We start from the raw sequence: 20,933 nt of genomic DNA on the forward strand, positions 1-20,933 counted from the left end.
ATCGCTCAGAGGCTACGCATGAGCGCGAAGAGGCCACTGACCCAGCAGATCAGCGGAACGATTGCTGCAATCGCAGCGAGGTCCAACAGCTCGGCAGCGCGTCGCATCACGGGGCTGAATGTGTTCTGGGGGGCAAGGATTCCCAGAACCAGTGCCAGGAGGAGAACGGTCATCGTGATGGCGAAGACGACCAATGCATGGTCGCGATGGGTCCATGCCATGTCGCCCAGGAGAACGAGAATCACCGAGATGCCTGCCGCGATGAGTGGCACAGCCTGCTGTGCGCCCGCGTAGGTGCGCCCGCGAAACATCAGCACGACGGCCGTCGCGAATGCGAGAGCAAGATTCGGCCAGACGATCCCCTGACCAGGCCAGGACCACGCGAGTGCGACGGCAGCGACGAGCGCGACCACTGACGTGGCCACGATCAGCCCAGTCAGATAGCTACGCGCCCGCCCTGCCCTTTCCGCCAACTCGGTCAGCCCGGGTAGTTCGGGTTCGGGCAGTCCGTCGCGGTCGTCGTCGAGGGGATTACTCGGCGTCGGAACAGGGGGAAGCGGTAGTCGCGCGAACAACATCGACAGTCGAGCGGTGAACGTGAGAACGATCAATGCGGCGGCAATCACCGCGCCGCTGACGGTCGCGGTGCGCGCCTCGGGAAGCGTGGTAGTGACGGCAAAGGTGCCCACCGCCGCGAGAAGGACGACGAGAAGTGCTGTGAAGACAGCTAATCCGGTGCCGCACAAGCGGAAGCAGATCAGAGTTACCGCAGCGGCAGATGCCGAACCGAGAAGCAGATGAGCCGAAAGAACAGTGCCGGGCACGCAGAGTGCGCCGGAGACGAACGCCAGTGGCACCGAAGCGCATCCGAGCGTGACGGAACTTCCAGAGTCTCCGTACACCCGCGCTGCCACGACGGCGGCGACGGTGAGCACCAAAGACGTCACTCCGCCGCAGACGGCGCCGATCAGTCCCGTGTCGCCGAGGACCAGGGCGAGGGCCGCGACGAGCGCAGCGACGAGGGCGGCGGTCGAGCCGACAATGCGCGCGGTGACCGGAGTCCAGCGTCGGTAGACGTCCGCATCCGTGGCCGCGACGGTGTACATGATGTCGTCGAAGAGTGGGGGCGGGGCAGCGGTGTCCGAGGCCTCGAGTACGAGCAATTCTCCATCGCGGATTCCGTGCTCGTGCAGCGACAGCGTCGGTGCCAGCGGTGCCCTGCCGACTTTCGACAGAGTCCAGTCGACGGGCTCGAATTGTTCGGTGGTGTGGTCGAACTCGTTGAAATTGCTGTGGTTGACAATTGTGTCCACAATGCCCGGAATGACCACGGTGAGTGGAACACGAAGCGGCACCGCAAGATCCACCTGCGAATGGGCTGAAAGTACCGTCAACCTGCACAGTTCGGCAGAATGACTCGCGCCTCGTCCGTTTCCGGTGTTCGCAGCGCTGGTTGTAGTGGTGCTGGTCAAGATCTGTCCCCTCCCATGACGCGATTCCCCCTTCGCGTCACCCCAGTTCACCCGAACAATACGACATGAACTGCGCGCCTGTATCGGAGACAGCGCCGACAACAGGTGGCACCGACCCGAGTGTCGGTGTTGTGATCTACTCTCTTGCAATTGCGCGAGTACGCCTTGGGGGGCCGGCGGTAGTCGGACGAGGCGTCTGGCGGCAACAGCTGCAGCACCGATGGGGGTGGGTGAATTGAGCACTGTCAGATTTGCGCGTCGAGCACGCCGTGAATCGCCGCGCACACCGGGCGGCGAGGTGACGCTTCAGCCCCCACCGGAGATACCTCGCGTCACGCCGGGAAACCTACTGACCAAACTACTTCCGGTGATCATGGTGGTTGCCATGATCGGCATGGTGGCGCTGATGTTCTCTTCCGGCATGGCGCGCAATCCGATGTCCCTGCTGTTTCCGGTCATGATGATGGTGTCGATGCTCGGAATGCTCGCCGGGGGCGGTCGTAGCGGTGGAGCAAGAGCGTCCGAAGCGAACGAGGACCGCAAGGACTACCTCCGGTACCTGGATCAGATGCGTAGTGATGTTGCTGCGACGACTGGTGCGCAGCGTGCTGCTCTCGAGTGGAGCAATCCCGAGCCGTCGCTGCTCTGGACACTGGCCGGGACTGTGCGGATGTGGGAGCGTCAGATCACCGACTCGGACTACTGCCACGTTCGGGTAGGTCTGGGTACACAGCGATTGGCCACCAGACTCGTGTCTCCGGAGACCGGGCCGGTCGAGGATCTCGAACCCGTCGCTGCTGTCTCACTTCGGCGATTCGTCCGTGCACATTCGGTTGTGCAGGACCTGCCGACCGCCGTCTCGCTTCGCGGATTTGCTGCGATGTCCATCGAGGGGCAGAGAGATTCCGCTCGTGCGCTTGTCCGCTCGATGTTGATGCAGCTGTGCACATTCCACGGTCCGGACACGCTCCAAGTTGCGGTGGTGTGCGGTCCCGATACCGAATCCGAGTGGGAGTGGGTCAAGTGGCTCCCACACGTGCAACACCCGCAGTCTCAGGACGGCACCGGCACTGCACGCATGGTGTTCGGTTCGTATCTCGAATTCGAAAGTTCCCTCGGGGAACCGCTTTCGATGCGTGCTCGATTCGCTCGCAACACTCCAGCCAGTGCGGGCGTTCCGCATCTCGTGCTGGTCGTGGACGGTGGCTTACTCGAAGGTGACACCGGCCTGTTGTCCGAATCCGGGCTCGACTCGGTGACCGTCCTCGACCTCTGCGGGTTCTGCCCGCGGCTGGTGGCGACGCGTGGGTTGCGACTGGTCGTCGGTAGCGATCAGATCGGCGCGGTGAGCAGCGCAGGAGTTGAGAACTTTGCGAGGCCCGACGCTGCGACGACGAGCCTGGCGCAGGCGTTCGGCCGTCGCATCGCACCGTTCCGTGCGGCATCGCAGAATGCCGTCGACGCAGCTGACGACGACCGATCCCTTCGGACGTGGAGCCAGATGTTGGGGATAGGAAACGTTGCGAGGTTCAATCCTGAGCATGGCTGGCTTCCACGTCAGGGGCGCGACCGACTCCGTGTGCCGATCGGTGTCGGACAAGACGGAAACCCCGTCGAACTGGATCTGAAGGAGTCGGCCGAGAACGGTATGGGTCCGCACGGGCTGTGTATCGGAGCCACCGGTTCTGGCAAGTCGGAGTTCCTGCGAACCTTGGTGCTCGGCCTGATCGCGACCCACTCTCCCGACGCACTGAACCTCGTCCTGATCGACTTCAAAGGCGGTGCAACCTTTCTCGGCCTCGAGGAGGCGCCGCACGTTGCTGCGATCATCACCAACCTTGCCGAGGAATTGGCGATGGTCGATCGTATGAAGGACGCGCTCGCCGGCGAAATGAATCGTCGACAAGAACTGTTGCGTGCGGCAGGAAACTTCGCAAACGTGTCCGATTACGAGAAGGCGAGGCTGGCCGGCGCTGCACTAGATCCCTTGCCGGCACTCTTCGTGGTTGTCGACGAGTTTTCCGAACTGCTCAGTCAGCAGCCGGAATTTGCCGAATTGTTCGTGGCCATCGGGCGATTGGGCAGGTCACTTCACATTCACCTGCTGCTGGCCAGTCAGCGACTCGACGAAGGAAAGCTCCGGGGTCTCGACAGCCATCTTTCGTATCGCGTCGGGTTGAAAACGTTCTCGGCGAACGAGTCTCGTTCCGTCCTCGGCGTTCCCGATGCTTATCACCTTCCGGGCACACCCGGTGCGGGATACCTGAAGTCCGATTCTGCTGAGATCGTTCGCTTCCAAGGTGCGTACGTGTCAGGCCCGTACGAGGGCGAGCGGATCGTGCCCACTCGATTCTCGGTCGATTCCCCCGTCGAACTGGCGCCGCTGCCGTTTACCGCGAAGCCCGTGATCGGACCAGAGGCCGTTGTCGTTCCCGTCGAGCCCGACGTCGTCGACATGGGTGAAATCGGTGACGATGCACGTACTCTCATGGGAGTCCTCGTAGACCGCATGCGCGGTCACGGTCCACGTGCGCATGAAGTGTGGCTCCCGCCGCTCGAGTCATCTCCGACGCTTGACCAGTTGTTGCCGCGGTGGGCGACCGGTGATCAACCTCGCGGAAATCTGAGCGCTCCCTTCGGCATAGTCGACAGGCCGTTCGATCAGCGCCGCGATCTACTCGTCGCCGATCTCAACGGATCGACTGGCAACCTCGCGATTGTCGGCGGCCCGCAGTCGGGAAAGTCGACGGCGTTGCGCACGTTGATCTTGTCTCTGAGCATGACGCACACGCCGGAACAGATTCAGTTCTACTGCCTCGACTTCGGCGGTGGAACGCTCCTCGGATTGAAAGATCTGCCGCACGTCGGATCGGTGGCAAACCGCTTGGATTCCGACCGCGTCCGGCGCACAGTTGCCGAGGTACTCGGTGTGGTCGCTAAACGGGAGCGACTGTTTCGTGACCTCGGCATCGAATCGATGGCCGATTTCCGTAGATTGCGAACAGCTGATCCCACCGGGGAAGGTGAGGCTGCGGGACTCCGAGAGGACCCGTACGGTGACGTCTTCCTCGTCGTCGACGGTTGGCCAAGCGTTCGTTCGGATTTCGAATCACTCGAGCCCCAGATCAACATGCTCGCCGGTCAAGGTTTGTCCTTCGGTGTACACGTGATCGTCACGACGTCGAGGTGGGCCGAGATCCGGCCGGCACTCAAGGATCAACTGGGTACTCGCATCGAACTTCGTTTGGGTGATCCGGGAGATTCGGATGCGGGTCGCCGGAAAGCCGGCCTGGTGCCGGAAGGTCGACCGGGTCGTGGCATCACTCGCGACGGACTCCACCTTCTCACCGGACTACCTCGAATCGACGGCCTACCGGGTAGTGAGAACTCGAGTACGGCTGTGGTGGCGACGGTTGAACGTATTGCAGCCATGTCGAATTCGCGTCCGGCACCCACCGTGCGGATGCTCCCGGATTTCTACTCGCGGGCAGAACTTCTCGAAGCTGTCGGGACCCGGTGGCCCTCAACGAGCGCGGCCGACGGTCGGTGCCTCACGGTGCCGATCGGGCTCGGTGAGACCGACCTCGCCCCGGTGTACATGGACTTCCGGGAACACCCGCACCTGTTGATATTCGGCGACACCGCGTGTGGGAAGACATCTCTCTTGCGTGGAATAGCCGAAGGGATCATCGCGTCGAACACACCGGCCCAGGCCAAGCTGATCATCGGTGACTATCGGCATTCCCTGCTGGGCGTGGTCGAAGGGAATCACCTCGGCGGGTACTCGGCGTCGTCGACGACCTTCGGTGAATTGATGGTCGACTTGGCTCGGATCGTCGCTGCCAGAATGCCGAACGCCGAAACAACGCAGCAGCAATTGCGGGAACGGTCGTGGTGGAGTGGGCCGGAGATTTACGTACTGATCGACGACTACGACCTTGTGGCCACACCGAGTGGAAATCCGGTGGCGCCGTTGCTCGAATACATTCCGCACTCCAAGGACATCGGTTTGCACCTGGTTATTGCCCGCCGTTCCGGTGGTGCGGCCAGAGCACTGTACGAGCCGGTCATTGCGAGAATTCGCGACATGGCGCCGGCCGGATTGATCATGAGCGGAAGCCGTGACGAGGGAAATCTCGTCGGCACTGTCCGCGCGTCGGCGATGCCGGAAGGCCGTGGGGTCTACGTTTCCCGCTCGCAAACCCAACTTGTCCAAGTTCCGTGGATGCCACCGCTGTGACCGCTCCGTCCGCAGTGTCGGTCTCGTTACATTGGGGTGCATCGAATATCTGGGTCGTATCGGGTCAACGCGAATTCTGTTGCAGTGCAGACCTCCGACGCGAACCGGCGTCGGGCCCCGGTGCGGCCGGCGAGAATGCGATCGATTACATCGACGACGATTATGTCGACGTGGATGGTCGGGTTGTCCCGACAGTCTTGGAGGTGGCCAGGCTGATCTCCAGTGCGATGGACGGGTGCGGAATCGTCGACGCAGACATTCTTCATCTCAGTCATCCCTCGGATTGGGGTGCCCCACGCAGGCGGCGATTGCTCGATGCCGCACGTCGAGTGGCGCACGACGTCGTACTCGTTCCGACGTCGATCGCGGCGGCGAGGTCGGCTCATACGGCTTGGCGATCGCGGTGTGTCGTCCTCGAACTGCGAGGCGGAACGGTGGTCGCTTCTGTTGTCGCTGAGGTCGACGGTGAACTCCGAATCGACGGAACACAAAGTTCGGAGATCGCAGACGTTGCGGGGTTGTTTTCCGCAATCGGGGATCTATCGGTTCGGGACGCTGTGGTGTTGGTCGGGCCGAGCTCTCATGCTGTTGCGGCTTCGCTCGAACGGGGGTCGACGAATGTTCACGGCCACGCGAGCATCCGAATTCTGGACGAGAGCCGGGTGGCTGCGTCTCTGGTGGATCCTCAGACGCTCGTTCGCCAGACAACCGCGCGGGACAGTTCGGGACGAATTGTCGACAATTCGGCTTTCGGCGCCGGGTGGGTAGGCGATACGGATGGCGCGAAGTCGATTTCTGGCGCGGACTCGAATGCCTCTTCGCCGCGTCGCGTCGGCGGGCGGCGAAGAGGCCGTCGATGGTTCGCGGCGGCGCTTGCGGTGGTCGCCGTCGCCGGTGCGGTCGCAGCAACGGTCGTGGTGTCCACTCGCGATCGAGGCGATTCTCGGTTGGCGGGGTCGGTCGCAGCCACGGCGGAAGTCGAAGTCGAGATCGTGGAGGCGTCGAAAGAGCAGGAAACGCCTGCACCGAAGACTTCGATCTCGTCGATCGAGTCCGGGGCCACTCCGGAACTTACTCGTGTGGACGTGGGAAGCGTTGCGGCAGAATTGCCTTCCGATTGGAAGCTTCTGTCGCGAGGGACCTCGAGCGGGCGTACCGATTTGGTACCCGGTTCGGGTGCGGATCGCAAGATCGTGGTCATCGAGAAACGTCTTGCGGAAGGTGTGGGATTCGATTCCGTCGAAGCTGTTTTGCGTCAGCAGTTTTCGACGTTCGAGGACCCCTTGCGGTTCGCAGAGTTTGCTGTGCTCGACGATGCCGCAGGAAAACGGGCAGTGGTGTACGTCGAGTTTCCGGACGATTTCTCCGAGGTGCGTTGGCACGTATACGTCGACAACGGACGGCAAGTGAGTATCGGCTGCCAGTATCTGGTCGGTGAGTGGGGCAGTCTCGAAGCGGACTGCCTGCGGATGTGGCAGTCGGTCGAATTCACACCGTGACCGGATCGGTCGGTTCTGAAAATATTCTTCGGTCGGGCCGGAACCGTTGGTACGAAGGTCGCGTCAAAGTATGTGTAGCGCACATCAGGGAGTTCCGCTCGACCCCGGTGCACATCCGACGGACAAAGCCCGTTGTGTGTGATCGCCGATACCGAACGGTACTCACCGAATCCAGGGGGACGACATGGGCTTTACCGCAACTACCGCTGAATTGATCGATTCGGCGGGGACCATCGACGGACATCTCGGTGACATCAGGGGGCTGGTCAACGCTGTTCGGTCGGAGGCCGACGCTTCGCACAATTCGTGGAACGGTGCGGCGCAGGTCGAATACGCAGGAATCATGGAGCGATACAACAGCGCGGCCCTGAAGTTGGACACAGCTCTGACCGACATCTGCGAGCAGATCAAACAGGCCGCGGGAACCTTCGACTCGACCGAAGACGACAACGTCAGCTCGCTTCGCGGCGCGACGGTGAACATGTCCTGACCGCCAGCACTTCATCGTCCGGTCAAGCAATCCTCAGCCAGTAGTTCTCACAAGTTAGTTCTCACAAGTTCTCTCCAGTCACACCGAACCGGGAGCAGTTATGTCCGACAGGATCAAGTACGACTTCAGCGGCCTCGCAATGCTGTCCGATCAGATGAAACAGCAGGCCAAAGCGATCAACGACAAACAGGGCGACATCAAGGTTGTCGTGGACAAGCTGCAAGCAGGCTGGGAAGGGGCAGGTTCCGAAGCGTGGAACGACGCACAGCGTCGCTGGGCCCAGGCTTCCGAAGAACTGAACATGGTTCTCGCGCAGATCGCCGGAGCGACGGCGAGCGGCTCGGAGAAGATGCAGGAAGCTGATCGGATCGCCGCAAACGGGTTCGGTCGCTGACAACATCCCATGCCGTGATGACACCCCGCCTGCCCCGGTACCGTCAGGTTGCCGGGGCAGGCGCATGTCGATCGCTCGCGTCGCTGTGCTGGACGATGATGCTGTTGGCAGGAATGGCTGCGCTTTGACCTGGCAGCGGGTAGACCGGTATCGTCTATCGGTGGCGTGCCGTAGGGCTCCGGCAGAAATGCGTGGAGACCGGCGGTTCTCGGGTCTCAACTGGCCGCCGAGGATCGTTTACGCGATACGCACATGGTCAGCAGTGGAATGAATTAAGACGAGGAAGATCTGTGTCTACGTACACCCCGAAGGCCGGAGATGTGACCCACACGTGGCACGTCATCGACGCCACTGACGTGGTGCTCGGCCGTCTTGCCGTTCAGGCAGCGAACTTGCTGCGTGGCAAGCACAAGCCCACCTACGCGCCGCACATCGACGGTGGTGACTTCGTTGTCATCATCAACGCAGAGAAGGTTGCCATCAGCGGCAACAAGCTGCAGGGCAAGAATGTTTACCACCACTCCGGATTCCCGGGTGGCCTGAAGTCCCGCACTGTCGGTGAGGTCCTCGACAGGACTCCCGATCGTCTCGTCGAGAAGGCCATTGTCGGCATGCTCCCCAAGACGAAGCTCGGCCGCGCAATGAGTAGCAAGCTCAAGGTTTACGCGGGCCCGAATCACCCCCACACCGCGCAGCAGCCGGTGCCGTTCGAGATCAAGCAGGTCGCACAGTGACATCGCCGGAAGAGCAGAACGTGTCCGAAGAGAACATCGAAGCAGTGGAAGAGCTTGTCTCTGACGCAGTCGAGGTCGTCGAAGAGGTTGCTGCAGCTACGCTCGCACCGATCGTCCTCGATCGCCCGGTCCAGACCGTCGGTCGCCGCAAGGAGGCTGTCGTTCGCGTCCGGATGGCTCCCGGTACCGGTCAGTTCAAGCTCAACGGTCGTACGTTGGAGGACTACTTCCCCAACAAGGTTCACCAGCAGCTGATCAAGGCTCCGCTGGTGCTCGTCGAGCGTCCCGAGTCTTTCGACATCATTGCACTGCTGCACGGTGGCGGCCCGTCCGGTCAGGCAGGCGCACTGCGTCTGGCTATCGCGCGCGCACTCATCGAGGTAACCCCTGATGATCGTCCGGCCCTCAAGCGTGCAGGCTTCCTGACGCGTGACGCCCGCGCGGTCGAGCGTAAGAAGTACGGCCTGAAGAAGGCCCGTAAGGCATCGCAGTACTCCAAGCGCTGATGCTTTGCCGAGGTTGACCCGACGGGTCTGCTTCGGCACCTGTTCACCACAAGAGCGGGCGTCCATCGTTACCGGACGCTCGCTCTTGTGTTTCTCGGAGAAATTCCCTTCTCGAGTTCCCTTCTCGAGGTTCACAGGATTCAGGAGTCGTTCTATGGGTCGGTTGTTCGGTACTGACGGTGTTCGTGGACTTGCCAATTCGGATCTGACTGCAGATCTTGCATTGAGATTGGCAGTTGCCGCGGCGAGCGTACTGACAGCCGACACCTCGGACGCACGTCCGACCGCCGTGATCGGCCGCGATCCTCGCGCCAGCGGTGAGATGCTTCAAGCCGCGGTGACCGCAGGATTGAGTTCCGCGGGTGTCGACGTGCTCGACGTGGGTATTCTTCCGACTCCGGCAGTTGCATACTTGACGGCAAAGCTCGACGCCAGTCTCGGTGTCATGATCTCTGCATCGCATAATCCCATGCCGGACAACGGAATCAAGATTTTCGCAGCCGGTGGACACAAGCTCGATGATGCTGTCGAGGTGGCGATCGAGGATGCACTCGAGGGCACTGCACCGCCCGTCCTACCGACAGGTGCCGGGATCGGCCGCGTCCGTACGGTCGACGACGCCGCTCAGCTGTACCTTGCGCATCTGGCGAGCGCGGCGAGCGAGCCACTCGCTGGACTCACCGTTGTGGTCGACTGCGCCAACGGCGCCGCTTCCGCGCTCGCACCGGTTGCCTACGCGGCAGCGGGCGCTCGCGTCATCGCGATCAGCGCCGATCCCGACGGCCTCAACATCAACGACGGCTGCGGATCGACGCACCTGGAGAATCTTCAGAAAGCCGTAGTCGATCACGGGGCGGACCTAGGCCTCGCGCACGACGGCGACGCCGACCGCTGCCTGGCCGTCGACGAGACCGGAGCGGTGGTCGACGGTGACGCGATCATGGCAGTTCTGGCGATCGCGATGAACGACGCCGGTGAGTTGGTCGAGAACACTCTCGTCGCGACTGTCATGAGCAATCTCGGTTTGCACATCGCGATGCGCGAGGCCGGTATCAACATCGTGACTGCTGCCGTAGGCGACCGCTACGTCTTGGAGGAACTGCGCGCGGGCGGATACAGCCTCGGTGGCGAGCAGTCAGGCCATGTCGTGTTGCCGGCGTTCGGCACCACGGGCGATGGGATTCTCACCGGCCTCCGGCTGCTCGGACGCATGGCTCGCACGGGTAAGTCGGCATCCGCGCTGGCCGCAACGATGACAACCCTCCCGCAAGTTCTGATCAACGTGAAGGTCGGGGACAAGGCGACAGTCGCAGCATCGCCGTCGGTACTCGCAGCAGTCGCGGACGCAGAGCGCGTCCTCGGTGACGGTGGTCGCGTGCTCCTGCGCCCGTCCGGGACAGAGCAACTGGTCCGCGTCATGGTCGAGGCCACCGAACTTCCGCTCGCGCAGAAGCTGGCCGACGAGTTGGCCGAGATCGTCGGTTCGGTTTAGCCCCTCATTACGCGTTCGCGTTTTGAGGGAACGTAATTGCGCCCTGCTGCGTCCAAGGAGTCAAAGGCCGCTCGACGTTCGAGTGGTTCCGTTGAAACTTGGGAGCGCTCGTGGATGTCGACCGCGCTGGAACAGATGAATTGGCGCGCCATGCGGTGTCGGCGGCCCAGGCTCTGCGCGATTCTGCCGAGCCGATCAGGCGTCTGCGATTCAGCGGTGCCGTTTCGGGCCGTGATTACGCCGAGCATGGAGCCGCGTTGGCGTCGGCATTGGCGGTCCTGAATTCTCGCTTGACTGGCCGTGCGGATCTTCTCGATGCGTTGGCGCGTCGGCTTTCCTCTTCGGCTGAGGTGATCGCTGAGGTGGACGGTCAGGGTGCGCAGCGATTGCGAGACTCCAGCGGGTCGGTCTCATGAGACGGACGAGCGGTACCGCACAGGCAGTACCAAACAGCTACTATTGCGTCGAAGATATTCTTGCACTGCGTGATTCGCGCGTGCGTCCTGACGAAATCCTGGATGCTGGTGCGAGGGGACTGCAGTTCTTCGATCGATTTCACGACCTGGCCTCTCGGTTGGGCTTCGAAGAACGGATGCTTACGTCCTACGAGGATGCGTATCGCGCAGAGGCTGGTATCGATTTCGAGGCACTAATGCGAGATGCGTCGGACATGGCGGCAGCGGTGGACGGTTCGGTCGCCGAGATCGCGATGCTGACGACCCTGGCGGAGAATCTTCCTGCAGTGTGGAATGTTTCCGGCGTGGGTGCGGTCGTAGATCATGCCTTCGCGGCGCGGCGTGAAGCTCGGTCCGATGCGGATTCGGCGCCACTGTTGATCACGCTGGCCGACGAGTTCGCGCGGACGGTTCGAACGGCTTTGGCAGACAAGGCTTTCAAGGTGGCAAGCCTCGACCGGGCGACGATCGGCGGTCTGGGTGCGGGGGAGATCGACCAGCTGACTCACGTCGCTTCCACCGGTCGTGGTGCGGCGCCATGGCTGGACACGGTTTTTCGTTCGGCGTATCTCGATACTCGCGATGAATTCGACAGGGCGTGTGCGGAGTGCGCGAGCGCGGTTGGTCATGCTTTTGACGCCGCGACCCAGTGGGTGACAGACGCGTTCACGTCAACCTTTCCGATCGCCGAGCCGAGTGCATCAGGTGTCGCCGCCGCTCCTGTCTCTTTCTCGATCGGCGGCAACACTTGGGGCTTCTCGATTGCGTCCGACGGTCGTGGGGTGAGTCTGGATGTTGCAGGTGCTGACGGGAACTCTGTGTCGGCCACCCTGGAGTTGAGCGAAAATGGTTGGCCGAGAATAGTGCTCGATGCCGATCCGGAGATGTCGCTGCACGAGGCGCGCCCGCAAGAAGCGTCCCAGCCTGCGACACTCCAGCCCGAAACTCCCGACCCTGAGATTCGCGAGCACGAGGTGCCGGTTGAATCCAACGCCGAGTTCTCGCCCGCGCCGGACCCGGAGCCGCCTTCCACAGTCCCCGACGAGTCGATCGTGGTCCCCGACGGAGAGACGGGCGCTGAGTTGGCCGGAGCTGGTCCGCTGTGAAGTCCGTTCACGCGCCGTTCGAAGCGATCCGTCGAACCCTCGATTCTCAACTCGACGACTTCCGTGAGCGCAGAGTGGCCGCAGCGAGCGCGGAATCGCACCAGGAGCCGCCGTCCGAAACGACATCCGCCGAGAATGACACGGATGGGCCGGTCAGGTCCGGCCCGTATCTGCGATCCGCGTCAGAGCCGACGCCGACGCCGACGCCGCCGTGCTCGCCGCCGGAGTCGGTGGCGAGTACGGACTCCTACTTACGCAACAGCTGGCTGGCCCGCGCGTCGGAGTGAGGTTCGACCGGCAGCAACGGCGCCGTGTGCGGAATCTCGACGTCGGGATCAGCAAAATCCTTGTACTTCTTGTCGCCGGTCAGATGGAACAACAGGAAGCCCGTGAGCAGGCACCGTGTGGCGGCCTGTGTCTTGCGCTCGGATCCACCGAGGCCCAGGGCGCCGAGGAGTCGGCGGCCTTCGATCAGTCCGGCGTCTTGGGCGTCATTCACGGTACGTGCGATGACAGGACCGCCCCACTCCACGCTCAGCGGCCGGGCATTGCTGGTCAAGGAATCGACGTCGTCTTCGCCGGCGAGGATCAATCCGGGCGCTGTGATCTTCGACGCGTAGTTCTCCGCCTTGGGTGCTGTCGGGGCCGGGAACAGTGCGGCTACCGCACCGACATCCCCGCGCTGCGCTGCGGCCAGTACCGCCGCGCCCGCGCCCATGCCGTGACCGGCAAAGGCGACCCGATCGGGTTGGACGCTGATCTGTCCGGGGCCGAGTCGCACGCCGACGCAGATGTCGAGCGTCGCTCGAAGATCTGCAGCCAATCCGAGATGTGACGGGACCGGACCGCGTTCGCTGTCGGGCGCCGCTGCGACAATTCCCCAGGAAGCGAGGTGCTGGAGTGTCTGCTCGTACTTGTGGGACCCGACCATCCACCCGTGCGCGAAGGCAACGGCGGGGAGATTGAAACCGGTTTCCGGCGTGTACACGACACCCGGCTGTCCGGCCAGGGCGAGGTTGCCGCGGAGAACTCGGTGCGGGCCGCGCTTGGACAGCTCACGGGTCAGTGTCTTCAGTTTCGGTGCCACGGTTGAAGACGTTATCCGATGAGCCGCCTCGTGTATGCGGAGCGGACGCTGCAACCAGGTGCGGGAACCGCAAAATGCGCCCACCGCCGATGTCCAAGTACCCTGAGTCACCATGTGCGGAATCGTGGGATACGTCGGCCACCGCCCAGCTCTGGGCGTTGTGGTGGAGGCTTTGCGACGAATGGAGTATCGCGGGTACGACTCGTCGGGAATCGCGATTCTCGACGGAACCGGTGGGGTCGAGATCGAGCGTAAGGCCGGTAAGTTGGCCAACCTCGAGGCGGAGCTCGGCGAGTACGGTGCGGATCACTTCGTCGGTACGTCCGGTATGGGCCATACACGTTGGGCGACGCATGGGCGTCCGACGGACCGCAATGCGCACCCGCATCGTGATGCCTCGGGCAAGCTGGCTGTCGTTCACAACGGAATCATCGAGAATTTTGCCCCGCTGCGTGCGGAGCTCGAGGCTGCAGGCGTCGAACTGCAGAGCGACACGGATTCCGAGGTCGCGGTTCACCTCGTCGCCCGGGCTTACGCCCAGGGGCCGACGGCAGGTGATTTCATCGAGAGTGCGCTGTCGGTGGTTCGTCGGTTGGAAGGTGCGTTCACGCTCGTCTTCACGCACGCTGATCACGCGGACACGATTGTCGCCGCGCGCCGCTCGACACCGCTCGTAGTCGGTGTCGGTGAGGGCGAGATGTTCCTCGGCTCCGACGTCGCTGCATTCATCGAGCACACACGCGATGCGGTTGAACTCGGACAGGATCAGGCAGTGGTGATCACTGCCGACAGCTACCGGATCTCCGACTTCGCGGGTAACGAGGCAGAAGGACGCCCGTTCCGCATCGACTGGGATCTCGCGGCCGCCGAAAAAGGTGGTCACGATTACTTCATGCTCAAGGAGATCGAAGAGCAGCCGACCGCTGTCGCCGACACGCTCCTCGGCCACTTCGAAAACGGGAAGATCGTCCTCGACGAGCAGCGGTTGTCCGATCAGGAACTGCGCGACGTCGACAAGGTGTTCGTTGTCGCTTGCGGTAGCGCTTACCACTCCGGTCTGTTGGCGAAGTACGCGATCGAGCATTGGACGCGTCTACCTGTCGAGGTCGAACTCGCCAGCGAATTCCGTTACCGCGACCCGGTTCTCGATCGCTCGACGCTTGTTGTCGCAATCTCGCAGTCGGGGGAAACGGCCGATACGCTCGAGGCTGTCAAGCACGCCAAGGACCAGAAGGCACGCGTCCTGGCGATCTGCAACACCAACGGTGCACAGATCCCGCGTGAAGCCGACGCAGTCCTCTACACCCGGGCAGGACCGGAAATCGCGGTCGCGTCCACCAAGGCGTTCCTGGCGCAGGTGACCGCGAACTACCTCGTCGGTTTGGCTTTGGCGCAGGCTCGCGGAACCAAGTATCCGGACGAGGTCGCCCGCGAGTACGCCGACCTCGAAGCGATGCCCGCATTGGTCAGCAAGGTACTCGAGACGGCAGAACCGGTGCGCGCGTTGGCGCGCCAGTTCGCGCACGCGTCGACCGTGCTGTTCCTGGGGCGTCACGTCGGCTACCCGGTGGCGCTCGAGGGTGCGCTCAAGCTCAAGGAGCTCGCGTACATGCACGCCGAGGGCTTTGCCGCCGGTGAGCTCAAGCACGGCCCGATCGCCTTGATCGAGGAGGACCTTCCGGTCATCATCGTCATGCCGTCGCCGCAGGGCCGCGCTGTCCTGCACTCGAAGTTGGTGTCCAACATTCAGGAGATCAAGGCGCGCGGGGCGACGACTATCGTCATCGCTGAGGAAGGCGACACCGTCGCCGCGGCGCACGCGGATCACCTGATCGAGATTCCGGCGTCACCGACTCTGCTGCAGCCGTTGCTGTCCACGGTTCCGTTGCAGATCTTTGCGGCCGAGGTTGCCGCGGCGCGTGGCTACGACGTCGACAAGCCGCGTAACCTGGCGAAATCGGTTACGGTCGAGTAGCTTTCGCTAGAAAATCGGGCCCCGCAGTCGCAAGACTGTGGGGCCCGAGCGCGTTACGGCGTCTCGACGACGACGGTTCCGCGCATCTCGGGATGCGGTGTGCAGGTGTAGTCGTAGGTTCCGGGTTCGGTGAACGTGTAGGTGTAGGTTCCCGATTTCTTGAGCGGACTGCGGAGTTTGCCCTTGGCGTCCCCGAGGCCGTTGACGTCGTGGGCCATTCCGTTGTCGTCGAACACCCACGTGACCGTCTCGCCGACATTCACGGTGATGGACGCGGGGGAGTACGCCATCCCGGAGATGGTCACCACGGGTCCGCTGGCCGTCGTTTCCGGAGCCGGTGGTGTGGAGTCGGTGCCGGAACTGCACCCGACCAGACCGAGAGCGAGCACGAGACCCGCGATTGCCGGGCGAAGACGTGATTTCATGGTTTCGAGGGTAGCGACGGCAACTGAAGGGTTCCGACATGCGTGGGTACTACACAGCCGATCAGGTGCGAGCAGCTGAGGCGCCGCTGCTCGACAAGCTGCCCGACGGGGTGCTGATGCGTCGAGCGGCGTACGGTCTTGCGCGAGTAGTCGCGGACGAATTGCGTTCCCGTACAGGGTCGGTCGCGCATCGGTCGGTGACGCTGCTGGTCGGTACGGGCGACAACGGCGGTGATGCCCTGTGGGCCGGTGCGTTGCTCCGCAAACGAGGTGTGAGCGTGCGGGCCGTGTTGCTCGATCCGGCGCGCGCTCATCGGGCGGGCCTCGATGCTCTCTTGAAGGCCGGCGGCCGAGTCGCCGCCGAAGTCGGGTCGCCGGATCTGGTGATCGACGGCATCGTCGGGATTTCCGGGCACGGCGGTCTACGGCCTGACGCGGCCGATCTCGTCGGCCAGGTGGATGCACCGATCGTGGCGGTCGATCTTCCGAGCGGCGTCGACGCGAACACCGGCGCAGTGGACGGCCCGTCGGTGACCGCTGATGTGACGGTCACATTCGGTGCGCTCAAGCCGGTACACGTACTCGCGGCTCCGCTGTGTGGTCGTGTCGAACTCGTGGACATCGGATTGAGCGTCGGCGAACCCGAATTCGGTTCGCTCGATCCGGCGGAGGTCGGTGCGCTGTGGCCGGTGCCCGGTCCGGAGGACGACAAGTATTCGCAGGGTGTGGTGGGCATCGTTGCGGGAAGTGAGCAGTATCCCGGCGCGGGCGTGCTCTGTACCGGTGCCGCGGTGACCGCGACCGCCGGCCTGGTCCGCTACGCCGGGCACGGCGCCACCGAGGTGCTCGCCCGGTTCCCGGAGGTGATTGCGAGTGAGACCTTCCAAGCCGCCGGGCGAGTTCAGGCGTGGGTGGTCGGCCCCGGTATGGGTACCGACGACGACGCCGCGCGACTTCTGGCGTCGGTGCTGGCTACTGATGTACCCGTTGTTGTCGATGCGGACGGACTTACCCTCCTCGCTCAGCGTCCCGAACTTGTCGCAGCCCGGACCGCGCCGACACTGTTGACGCCCCACGCCGGCGAGTTCGCTCGATTCACAACTCTTGGCGACGACAGGATCGCGGCCACGCGTGCTCTTGCCGCACGCCTCGGAGTCACGGTCCTGCTGAAGGGCCATACGACGGTGATCTCGGATCCCGGCGGTGAGGTGCTGGTCAACGACGCCGGCGGCTCCTGGGCATCGACGGCAGGTTCGGGTGACATCCTCTCCGGTGTGATCGGTGCGTTGCTGGCGGCGGGTCTGAGCCCTCTCGAAGCCGGGGCCGTCGGGGCGCGGGCTCACGCGTTGGCTGCGAACATCGCCGCTGCCGGCGGTCAGAGCGATGTCGCCGGAGCACCGATTTCGGCTTCACCCCTGCTGGGAGGTCTGCGGGAATCAGTGCGTGTGCTTCGCTCTTTTGCCCTCGATTGAGGGTGTTCAAACCCGAACACGTGTCCGATTCTGCGTGGGTGGCAGGATTGTCGCCATGACGCTTGCCCAGGGAAGAGCACCGAAGGAGCCTGCGGAGGGGAAGGCGAGCCGACTCGACGACGCAGTAGGGCCGCAGACGGAGGCAGTCGTCGATCTGGACGCGATCGCGCACAACGTGCGTGTTCTGCGTGAATTTGCCGGGGATGCAGCGTTGATGGCGGTCATCAAGGCGGACGGATACAACCACGGCGCAGTTGCGGTGGCGCGGACGGCGCTCTCGGCGGGAGCCCGGGAACTCGGCGTCACCACCATCGCGGAGGCACTGGTCCTTCGCGAGGCAGGCATCACCGCTCCCGTTCTTGCCTGGCTGCACGGCGTCGACGCCGATTTCGCCTCGGCGATCCGATCGGACGTCGAGATCGGCGTGTCCTCCCCGCGACACCTGGCCGCTGTCGTCGACGCGGCACGGGTTCTGGGACAACAGGCGATGGTGACGCTCAAGGTGGACACCGGTCTCAATCGCAACGGCGTATCGAGAACCGAGTGGCCGCAGATGCTCGACGACCTCGCCACTGCGCGGGACGTGGGCACGATCAGGCTGCGCGGAGTGTTCTCTCACCTCGCGCACTCGGACGAACCGCATCACGACGTTATCGACATGCAGAAGCAGCGTTTGATCGACGCGGTTGCCGACGTCCGCGCTCGCGGATTCGACCCCGAAGTTGTTCATCTTTCCAACTCCGCTGCTACAGTCACCCGTCCTGACCTGCGGTTTGACATGGTTCGGCCCGGAATCGCGATATATGGATTGTCTCCGGTGCCCGAACTCGGAGATTTCGGTTTACGACCGGCGATGACGCTGCGAGCGAAGGTGATTCTGGTGAAGAAGGTAGCCGCCGGAGAGGGCGTCTCCTACGGGCATCAGTGGGTCGCACCGCACGACACCACTCTTGCGCTGCTTCCCGTCGGCTACGCCGACGGTTTGTCTCGCTCACTGAGTGGCAAGTTCGAAGTGCAGTTGGGCGGTAAGCGTCGCCAGGCTGTCGGGCGAATCTGCATGGACCAGGTATTGGTGGACCTGGGTCCGGACGGTGACGGAGTTCGCGAAGGCGACACCGCGATCTTCTTCGGCAACGGCGATCACGGCGAACCCAACGCGCAGGCCTGGGCCGACGTACTCGACACCATTCACTACGAGGTCGTGACCGGGATACGTGGACGCACTGTGCGTACGTACATCGGGGGAGAGACGTCATGAAGACTGCAGGAAAGATGAGCATTCTCGGTGGCCTGCTCAGCGCCGTGGCGCTCGGCTCGATGGCCGGCGTGAACGCATTCAAGACCGCGACGCGTCCGGGCCGGGAAATCTACGCGGACGAGGACTTCGACCTCATGACGCGCGACCGCAAGAGCACGGTGCGCACCGAGGACGGTGTCGAGCTGGCAGTTCGCGAAGTGGGACCGGACGACGCTCCGCTGACAGTCGTTTTCGTGCACGGATACTGCCTGAGTGCGCTGTCCTGGCATTTCCAGCGCCGCCAGCTCGAAGAGCGATGGGGCAACAAGGTTCGCATGGTGTTCTACGACCAGCGCGGACACGGAGACTCGGGCATGCCGCGTTCGAAGAGTTGTACGGTTTCTCAGCTCGGCCGCGACCTCGCGACCGTCGTCGAGGCCAAGGTACCCAAGGGACCGATAGTTCTGGTCGGTCACTCGATGGGCGGCATGACGGTACTCGCGCTCGCCGGTCAGCGACCCGAATGGTTCGAGGGCCGAGTCATCGGCGTGGGGCTGGTCGCGACGACGGCGGCAGGCCTGGCGGAGACCGGCCTGACCCGCAATCTGCAGAATCCGATCATCGACGGATTCCGGTTGGCAGTGCGCACCTCACCAGGAGTGGTTCAGCATGCCCGGGGCGCTGCGCGAGTATTGATCACGCCGATCCTGCGTGCGGCCTCGTACGGCACCGATGTCAGCCCACGGCTGCATGAACTCTCGGACGGCATGCTCGACCGGACCTCGGTTGTGACCATCGTCAATTTCCTGCGGACGTTGGAACTGCACGACGAGTCCGCTTCTCTCGAGGTCCTCGCACACACACCGGCAGTCGTGATCTGCGGCGATCAAGACATGATGATTCCGTTCATCAGCTCCAAGCGTCTCGCTGCCGATCTCCCCGAGTCCGAACTCGTGCGAGTTCACGGGGCCGGCCATCTGGTGCAGCTCGAGTTCCCGGCGATCGTGACGGACGCAATCGACAAGTTGGTGCAGCGAGCGCAGGTAGAAGAGCGGTCCGATGTCGGCTGAGAACTCCACGGGACTTCCCGTGTCCGGACAGATCACGTTGGAAACGGCCGAGGATACCGAGGCTTTCGGCCGACGCTTGGCGGCGGGACTTGTTGCCGGCGACCTGGTGGTGCTGGACGGTCCACTCGGGGCAGGCAAGACCGCGTTGACGCGCGGAATCGGCGCCGGGCTCGGGGTGCAGGGCCGGGTGACGTCCCCGACGTTCGTCATCGCTCGTGAGCATCGTCCGGGCACCCGCCCCGGCGGCGGAGTTCCCGTCGGCATGATCCACGTCGACGCATACCGGCTGGGAGACAGCGGACCGCATGCGCTCGACGAACTCGATGCCCTCGACCTCGACACCGACCTCACCGATGCAGTGGTGGTGGTCGAATGGGGTGGTGACGTCGTGGAAAGGCTCGTCGAACGGCACCTGCGAGTGCAGCTTCATCGGGAACCCGAATCGGATGTGCGGACTGCGAGTTGGTCCTGGACGTCGTGAAAGGGAGTTTGGTGTCACAGACGTCGTGAAACGGCGTTTCGTGTCACAGACGTCGTGACCCTCCCGGGCCGGAAGTAGTTCTTCACGTGCGGGTACCCTGAGAAATCGTGCTTGTTCTCGCAATTGACACCTCCACTCCGGCAGTCACTGCCGGAGTCGTCTCCCTGTCGGCTTCGTCACCGGACCCAGTGTCACCGGACGCAGAGTCACCGGACACAGTGGAGACGCTTGCCGTGCGTGTCACGGTCAATCCTCGTGCGCACGCCGAGGTCTTGACCCCTCACGTCCTCGAATGCCTCGCCGAGGCAGGGCTCACACCGGCCGACTTGAACGCCGTCGTCGTGGGTGTCGGGCCAGGGCCGTACACCGGACTGCGTGTCGGCATGGCGACGGGCGCTGCCTTCGGCGACGCACTCGGTGTTCCCGTGTACGGCGTGTGCAGCCTCGATGCGATCGCGGCTGCGGTACCGACCACACAGAGCCTGCTCGTCGTGACTGACGCGAGGCGTCGCGAGATCTACTGGGCGCGCTATGACGGAGGAGTGCGCGTCGAAGGACCGGCTGTGAATTCCGCCGGCGACGTCGATCCTTCGCCTTCGACGCTGATTGCCGGATCCGCTTCGCACGTGGACTTCTTCGATCTACCCGTCGACCCGGCGGAGACACCTTCACCGGCCGGGTTGGTGACAGTCGCTGCTCGCGAGATCCTGGCCGGCTCGGTTCCGGCCCCGCTGGAGCCGCTGTACCTCCGACGCCCGGACGCGAAGACCCTTGCAGAACGTGGCAAGTGAGACAGAG

The 20,933-nt window shown here is 63.4% G+C and carries 19 protein-coding genes; 16 read left to right on the forward strand and 3 right to left on the reverse strand.

Annotation, left to right across the window (positions count from 1 at the left end; genetic code table 11):
- Positions 1-5: 5 nt before the first annotated feature.
- Positions 6-1,472, reverse strand: coding sequence for a type VII secretion integral membrane protein EccD (gene eccD / locus QM609_RS17595; protein ID WP_050655863.1), 1,467 nt, complete (start codon positions 1,470-1,472; stop codon positions 6-8).
- Between the two features lie 235 nt (positions 1,473-1,707).
- On the opposite strand from eccD, the gene eccCa reads away from it, so the two are divergent.
- The 10 genes from eccCa (at position 1,708) to QM609_RS17645 (ending at position 12,675) form a co-directional block, all read left to right on the forward strand.
- Positions 1,708-5,712, forward strand: a complete 4,005-nt coding sequence (gene eccCa / locus QM609_RS17600) for a type VII secretion protein EccCa (protein WP_050655862.1) — start codon at positions 1,708-1,710, stop codon at positions 5,710-5,712.
- On the forward strand, positions 5,709-7,211 hold the full coding sequence (locus tag QM609_RS17605; protein ID WP_050655861.1) for a type VII secretion-associated protein: 1,503 nt from the start codon (positions 5,709-5,711) through the stop codon (positions 7,209-7,211). Before eccCa ends, QM609_RS17605 begins: the two co-directional genes overlap by 4 nt.
- 184 nt (positions 7,212-7,395) lie before the next feature.
- Entirely contained in the window at positions 7,396-7,701 is a 306-nt protein-coding gene (locus QM609_RS17610) for a WXG100 family type VII secretion target (RefSeq protein ID WP_003940986.1), read from the forward strand.
- A 100-nt stretch (positions 7,702-7,801) separates the two neighbouring features.
- Positions 7,802-8,095 carry a WXG100 family type VII secretion target gene (locus QM609_RS17615; RefSeq protein WP_042449746.1) on the forward strand — a complete coding sequence of 98 codons (294 nt, stop codon included), beginning with the start codon at positions 7,802-7,804 and terminating at the stop codon, positions 8,093-8,095.
- Between the two features lie 290 nt (positions 8,096-8,385).
- Entirely contained in the window at positions 8,386-8,829 is a 444-nt protein-coding gene (rplM, locus tag QM609_RS17620) for a 50S ribosomal protein L13 (protein ID WP_003940842.1), read from the forward strand.
- Positions 8,826-9,335 (forward strand): 30S ribosomal protein S9, encoded by a 510-nt coding sequence (rpsI, locus tag QM609_RS17625; RefSeq protein ID WP_007728596.1) that lies wholly within the window; start codon positions 8,826-8,828, stop codon positions 9,333-9,335. Before rplM ends, rpsI begins: the two co-directional genes overlap by 4 nt.
- Before the next feature lie 154 nt (positions 9,336-9,489).
- Positions 9,490-10,827 (forward strand): phosphoglucosamine mutase, encoded by a 1,338-nt coding sequence (gene glmM, locus QM609_RS17630; RefSeq protein ID WP_050655854.1) that lies wholly within the window; start codon positions 9,490-9,492, stop codon positions 10,825-10,827.
- A 110-nt stretch (positions 10,828-10,937) separates the two neighbouring features.
- Entirely contained in the window at positions 10,938-11,243 is a 306-nt protein-coding gene (locus QM609_RS17635; RefSeq protein ID WP_050655853.1) for a hypothetical protein, read from the forward strand.
- Between the two features lie 80 nt (positions 11,244-11,323).
- On the forward strand, positions 11,324-12,388 hold the full coding sequence (locus QM609_RS17640) for a hypothetical protein (RefSeq protein ID WP_238587985.1): 1,065 nt from the start codon (positions 11,324-11,326) through the stop codon (positions 12,386-12,388).
- On the forward strand, positions 12,385-12,675 hold the full coding sequence (locus QM609_RS17645; RefSeq protein WP_076949013.1) for a hypothetical protein: 291 nt from the start codon (positions 12,385-12,387) through the stop codon (positions 12,673-12,675). The genes QM609_RS17640 and QM609_RS17645 overlap by 4 nt, the downstream gene beginning before the upstream one ends.
- Here QM609_RS17645 and QM609_RS17650 read toward each other — a convergent pair.
- Entirely contained in the window at positions 12,636-13,475 is an 840-nt protein-coding gene (locus QM609_RS17650; protein ID WP_003941000.1) for a poly(ethylene terephthalate) hydrolase family protein, read from the reverse strand. The genes QM609_RS17645 and QM609_RS17650 overlap by 40 nt on opposite strands.
- A 112-nt stretch (positions 13,476-13,587) precedes the next feature.
- Between QM609_RS17650 and glmS the strand changes: the two genes are divergently transcribed.
- A complete protein-coding gene (gene glmS, locus QM609_RS17655; protein ID WP_003940837.1) occupies positions 13,588-15,450 on the forward strand; it encodes a glutamine--fructose-6-phosphate transaminase (isomerizing) in 1,863 nt (620 codons plus the stop codon).
- 53 nt (positions 15,451-15,503) lie between these two features.
- On the opposite strand, the gene QM609_RS17660 is transcribed toward glmS, so the two are convergent.
- On the reverse strand, positions 15,504-15,875 hold the full coding sequence (locus QM609_RS17660; RefSeq protein WP_003940908.1) for a plastocyanin/azurin family copper-binding protein: 372 nt from the start codon (positions 15,873-15,875) through the stop codon (positions 15,504-15,506).
- Positions 15,876-15,913: 38 nt separating this feature from the next.
- Here QM609_RS17660 and QM609_RS17665 point away from each other — a divergent pair, with 38 nt between their 5' ends.
- The 5 genes from QM609_RS17665 (at position 15,914) to tsaB (ending at position 20,926) form a co-directional block, all read left to right on the forward strand.
- Entirely contained in the window at positions 15,914-17,347 is a 1,434-nt protein-coding gene (locus QM609_RS17665) for an NAD(P)H-hydrate dehydratase (protein WP_050655851.1), read from the forward strand.
- Positions 17,348-17,402: 55 nt separating this feature from the next.
- Entirely contained in the window at positions 17,403-18,605 is a 1,203-nt protein-coding gene (gene alr, locus QM609_RS17670) for an alanine racemase (RefSeq protein WP_050655850.1), read from the forward strand.
- Complete coding sequence (locus tag QM609_RS17675) at positions 18,602-19,654, forward strand: alpha/beta fold hydrolase (protein ID WP_003940782.1); 1,053 nt, start codon at positions 18,602-18,604, stop codon at positions 19,652-19,654. The genes alr and QM609_RS17675 overlap by 4 nt, the downstream gene beginning before the upstream one ends.
- Positions 19,644-20,135, forward strand: coding sequence for a tRNA (adenosine(37)-N6)-threonylcarbamoyltransferase complex ATPase subunit type 1 TsaE (gene tsaE, locus QM609_RS17680; RefSeq protein WP_003940673.1), 492 nt, complete (start codon positions 19,644-19,646; stop codon positions 20,133-20,135). The genes QM609_RS17675 and tsaE overlap by 11 nt, the downstream gene beginning before the upstream one ends.
- A gap of 107 nt (positions 20,136-20,242) precedes the next feature.
- Entirely contained in the window at positions 20,243-20,926 is a 684-nt protein-coding gene (tsaB, locus tag QM609_RS17685) for a tRNA (adenosine(37)-N6)-threonylcarbamoyltransferase complex dimerization subunit type 1 TsaB (protein ID WP_050655849.1), read from the forward strand.
- Positions 20,927-20,933 lie beyond the last annotated feature (7 nt).

It is taken from the genome of Rhodococcus sp. IEGM 1302 (assembly GCF_030056935.1).
In the GTDB taxonomy this organism is placed as follows: Bacteria; Actinomycetota; Actinomycetes; order Mycobacteriales; family Mycobacteriaceae; genus Rhodococcus_F; species Rhodococcus_F qingshengii.

What these genes read in the sequence shown, in the direction of transcription:
- QM609_RS17610 (WP_003940986.1), top strand. Translation starts at nt 7,396, where the DNA reads ATGGGCTTTACCGCAACTACCGCTGAATTGATCGATTCGGCGGGGACC.
- QM609_RS17615 (WP_042449746.1), top strand. Translation starts at nt 7,802, where the DNA reads ATGTCCGACAGGATCAAGTACGACTTCAGCGGCCTCGCAATGCTGTCC.
- glmM (WP_050655854.1), top strand. Translation starts at nt 9,490, where the DNA reads ATGGGTCGGTTGTTCGGTACTGACGGTGTTCGTGGACTTGCCAATTCG.
- glmS (WP_003940837.1), top strand. Translation starts at nt 13,588, where the DNA reads ATGTGCGGAATCGTGGGATACGTCGGCCACCGCCCAGCTCTGGGCGTT.
- QM609_RS17660 (WP_003940908.1), bottom strand. Translation starts at nt 15,875, where the DNA reads ATGAAATCACGTCTTCGCCCGGCAATCGCGGGTCTCGTGCTCGCTCTC.
- QM609_RS17665 (WP_050655851.1), top strand. Translation starts at nt 15,914, where the DNA reads ATGCGTGGGTACTACACAGCCGATCAGGTGCGAGCAGCTGAGGCGCCG.
- alr (WP_050655850.1), top strand. Translation starts at nt 17,403, where the DNA reads ATGACGCTTGCCCAGGGAAGAGCACCGAAGGAGCCTGCGGAGGGGAAG.
- QM609_RS17675 (WP_003940782.1), top strand. Translation starts at nt 18,602, where the DNA reads ATGAAGACTGCAGGAAAGATGAGCATTCTCGGTGGCCTGCTCAGCGCC.
- tsaE (WP_003940673.1), top strand. Translation starts at nt 19,644, where the DNA reads ATGTCGGCTGAGAACTCCACGGGACTTCCCGTGTCCGGACAGATCACG.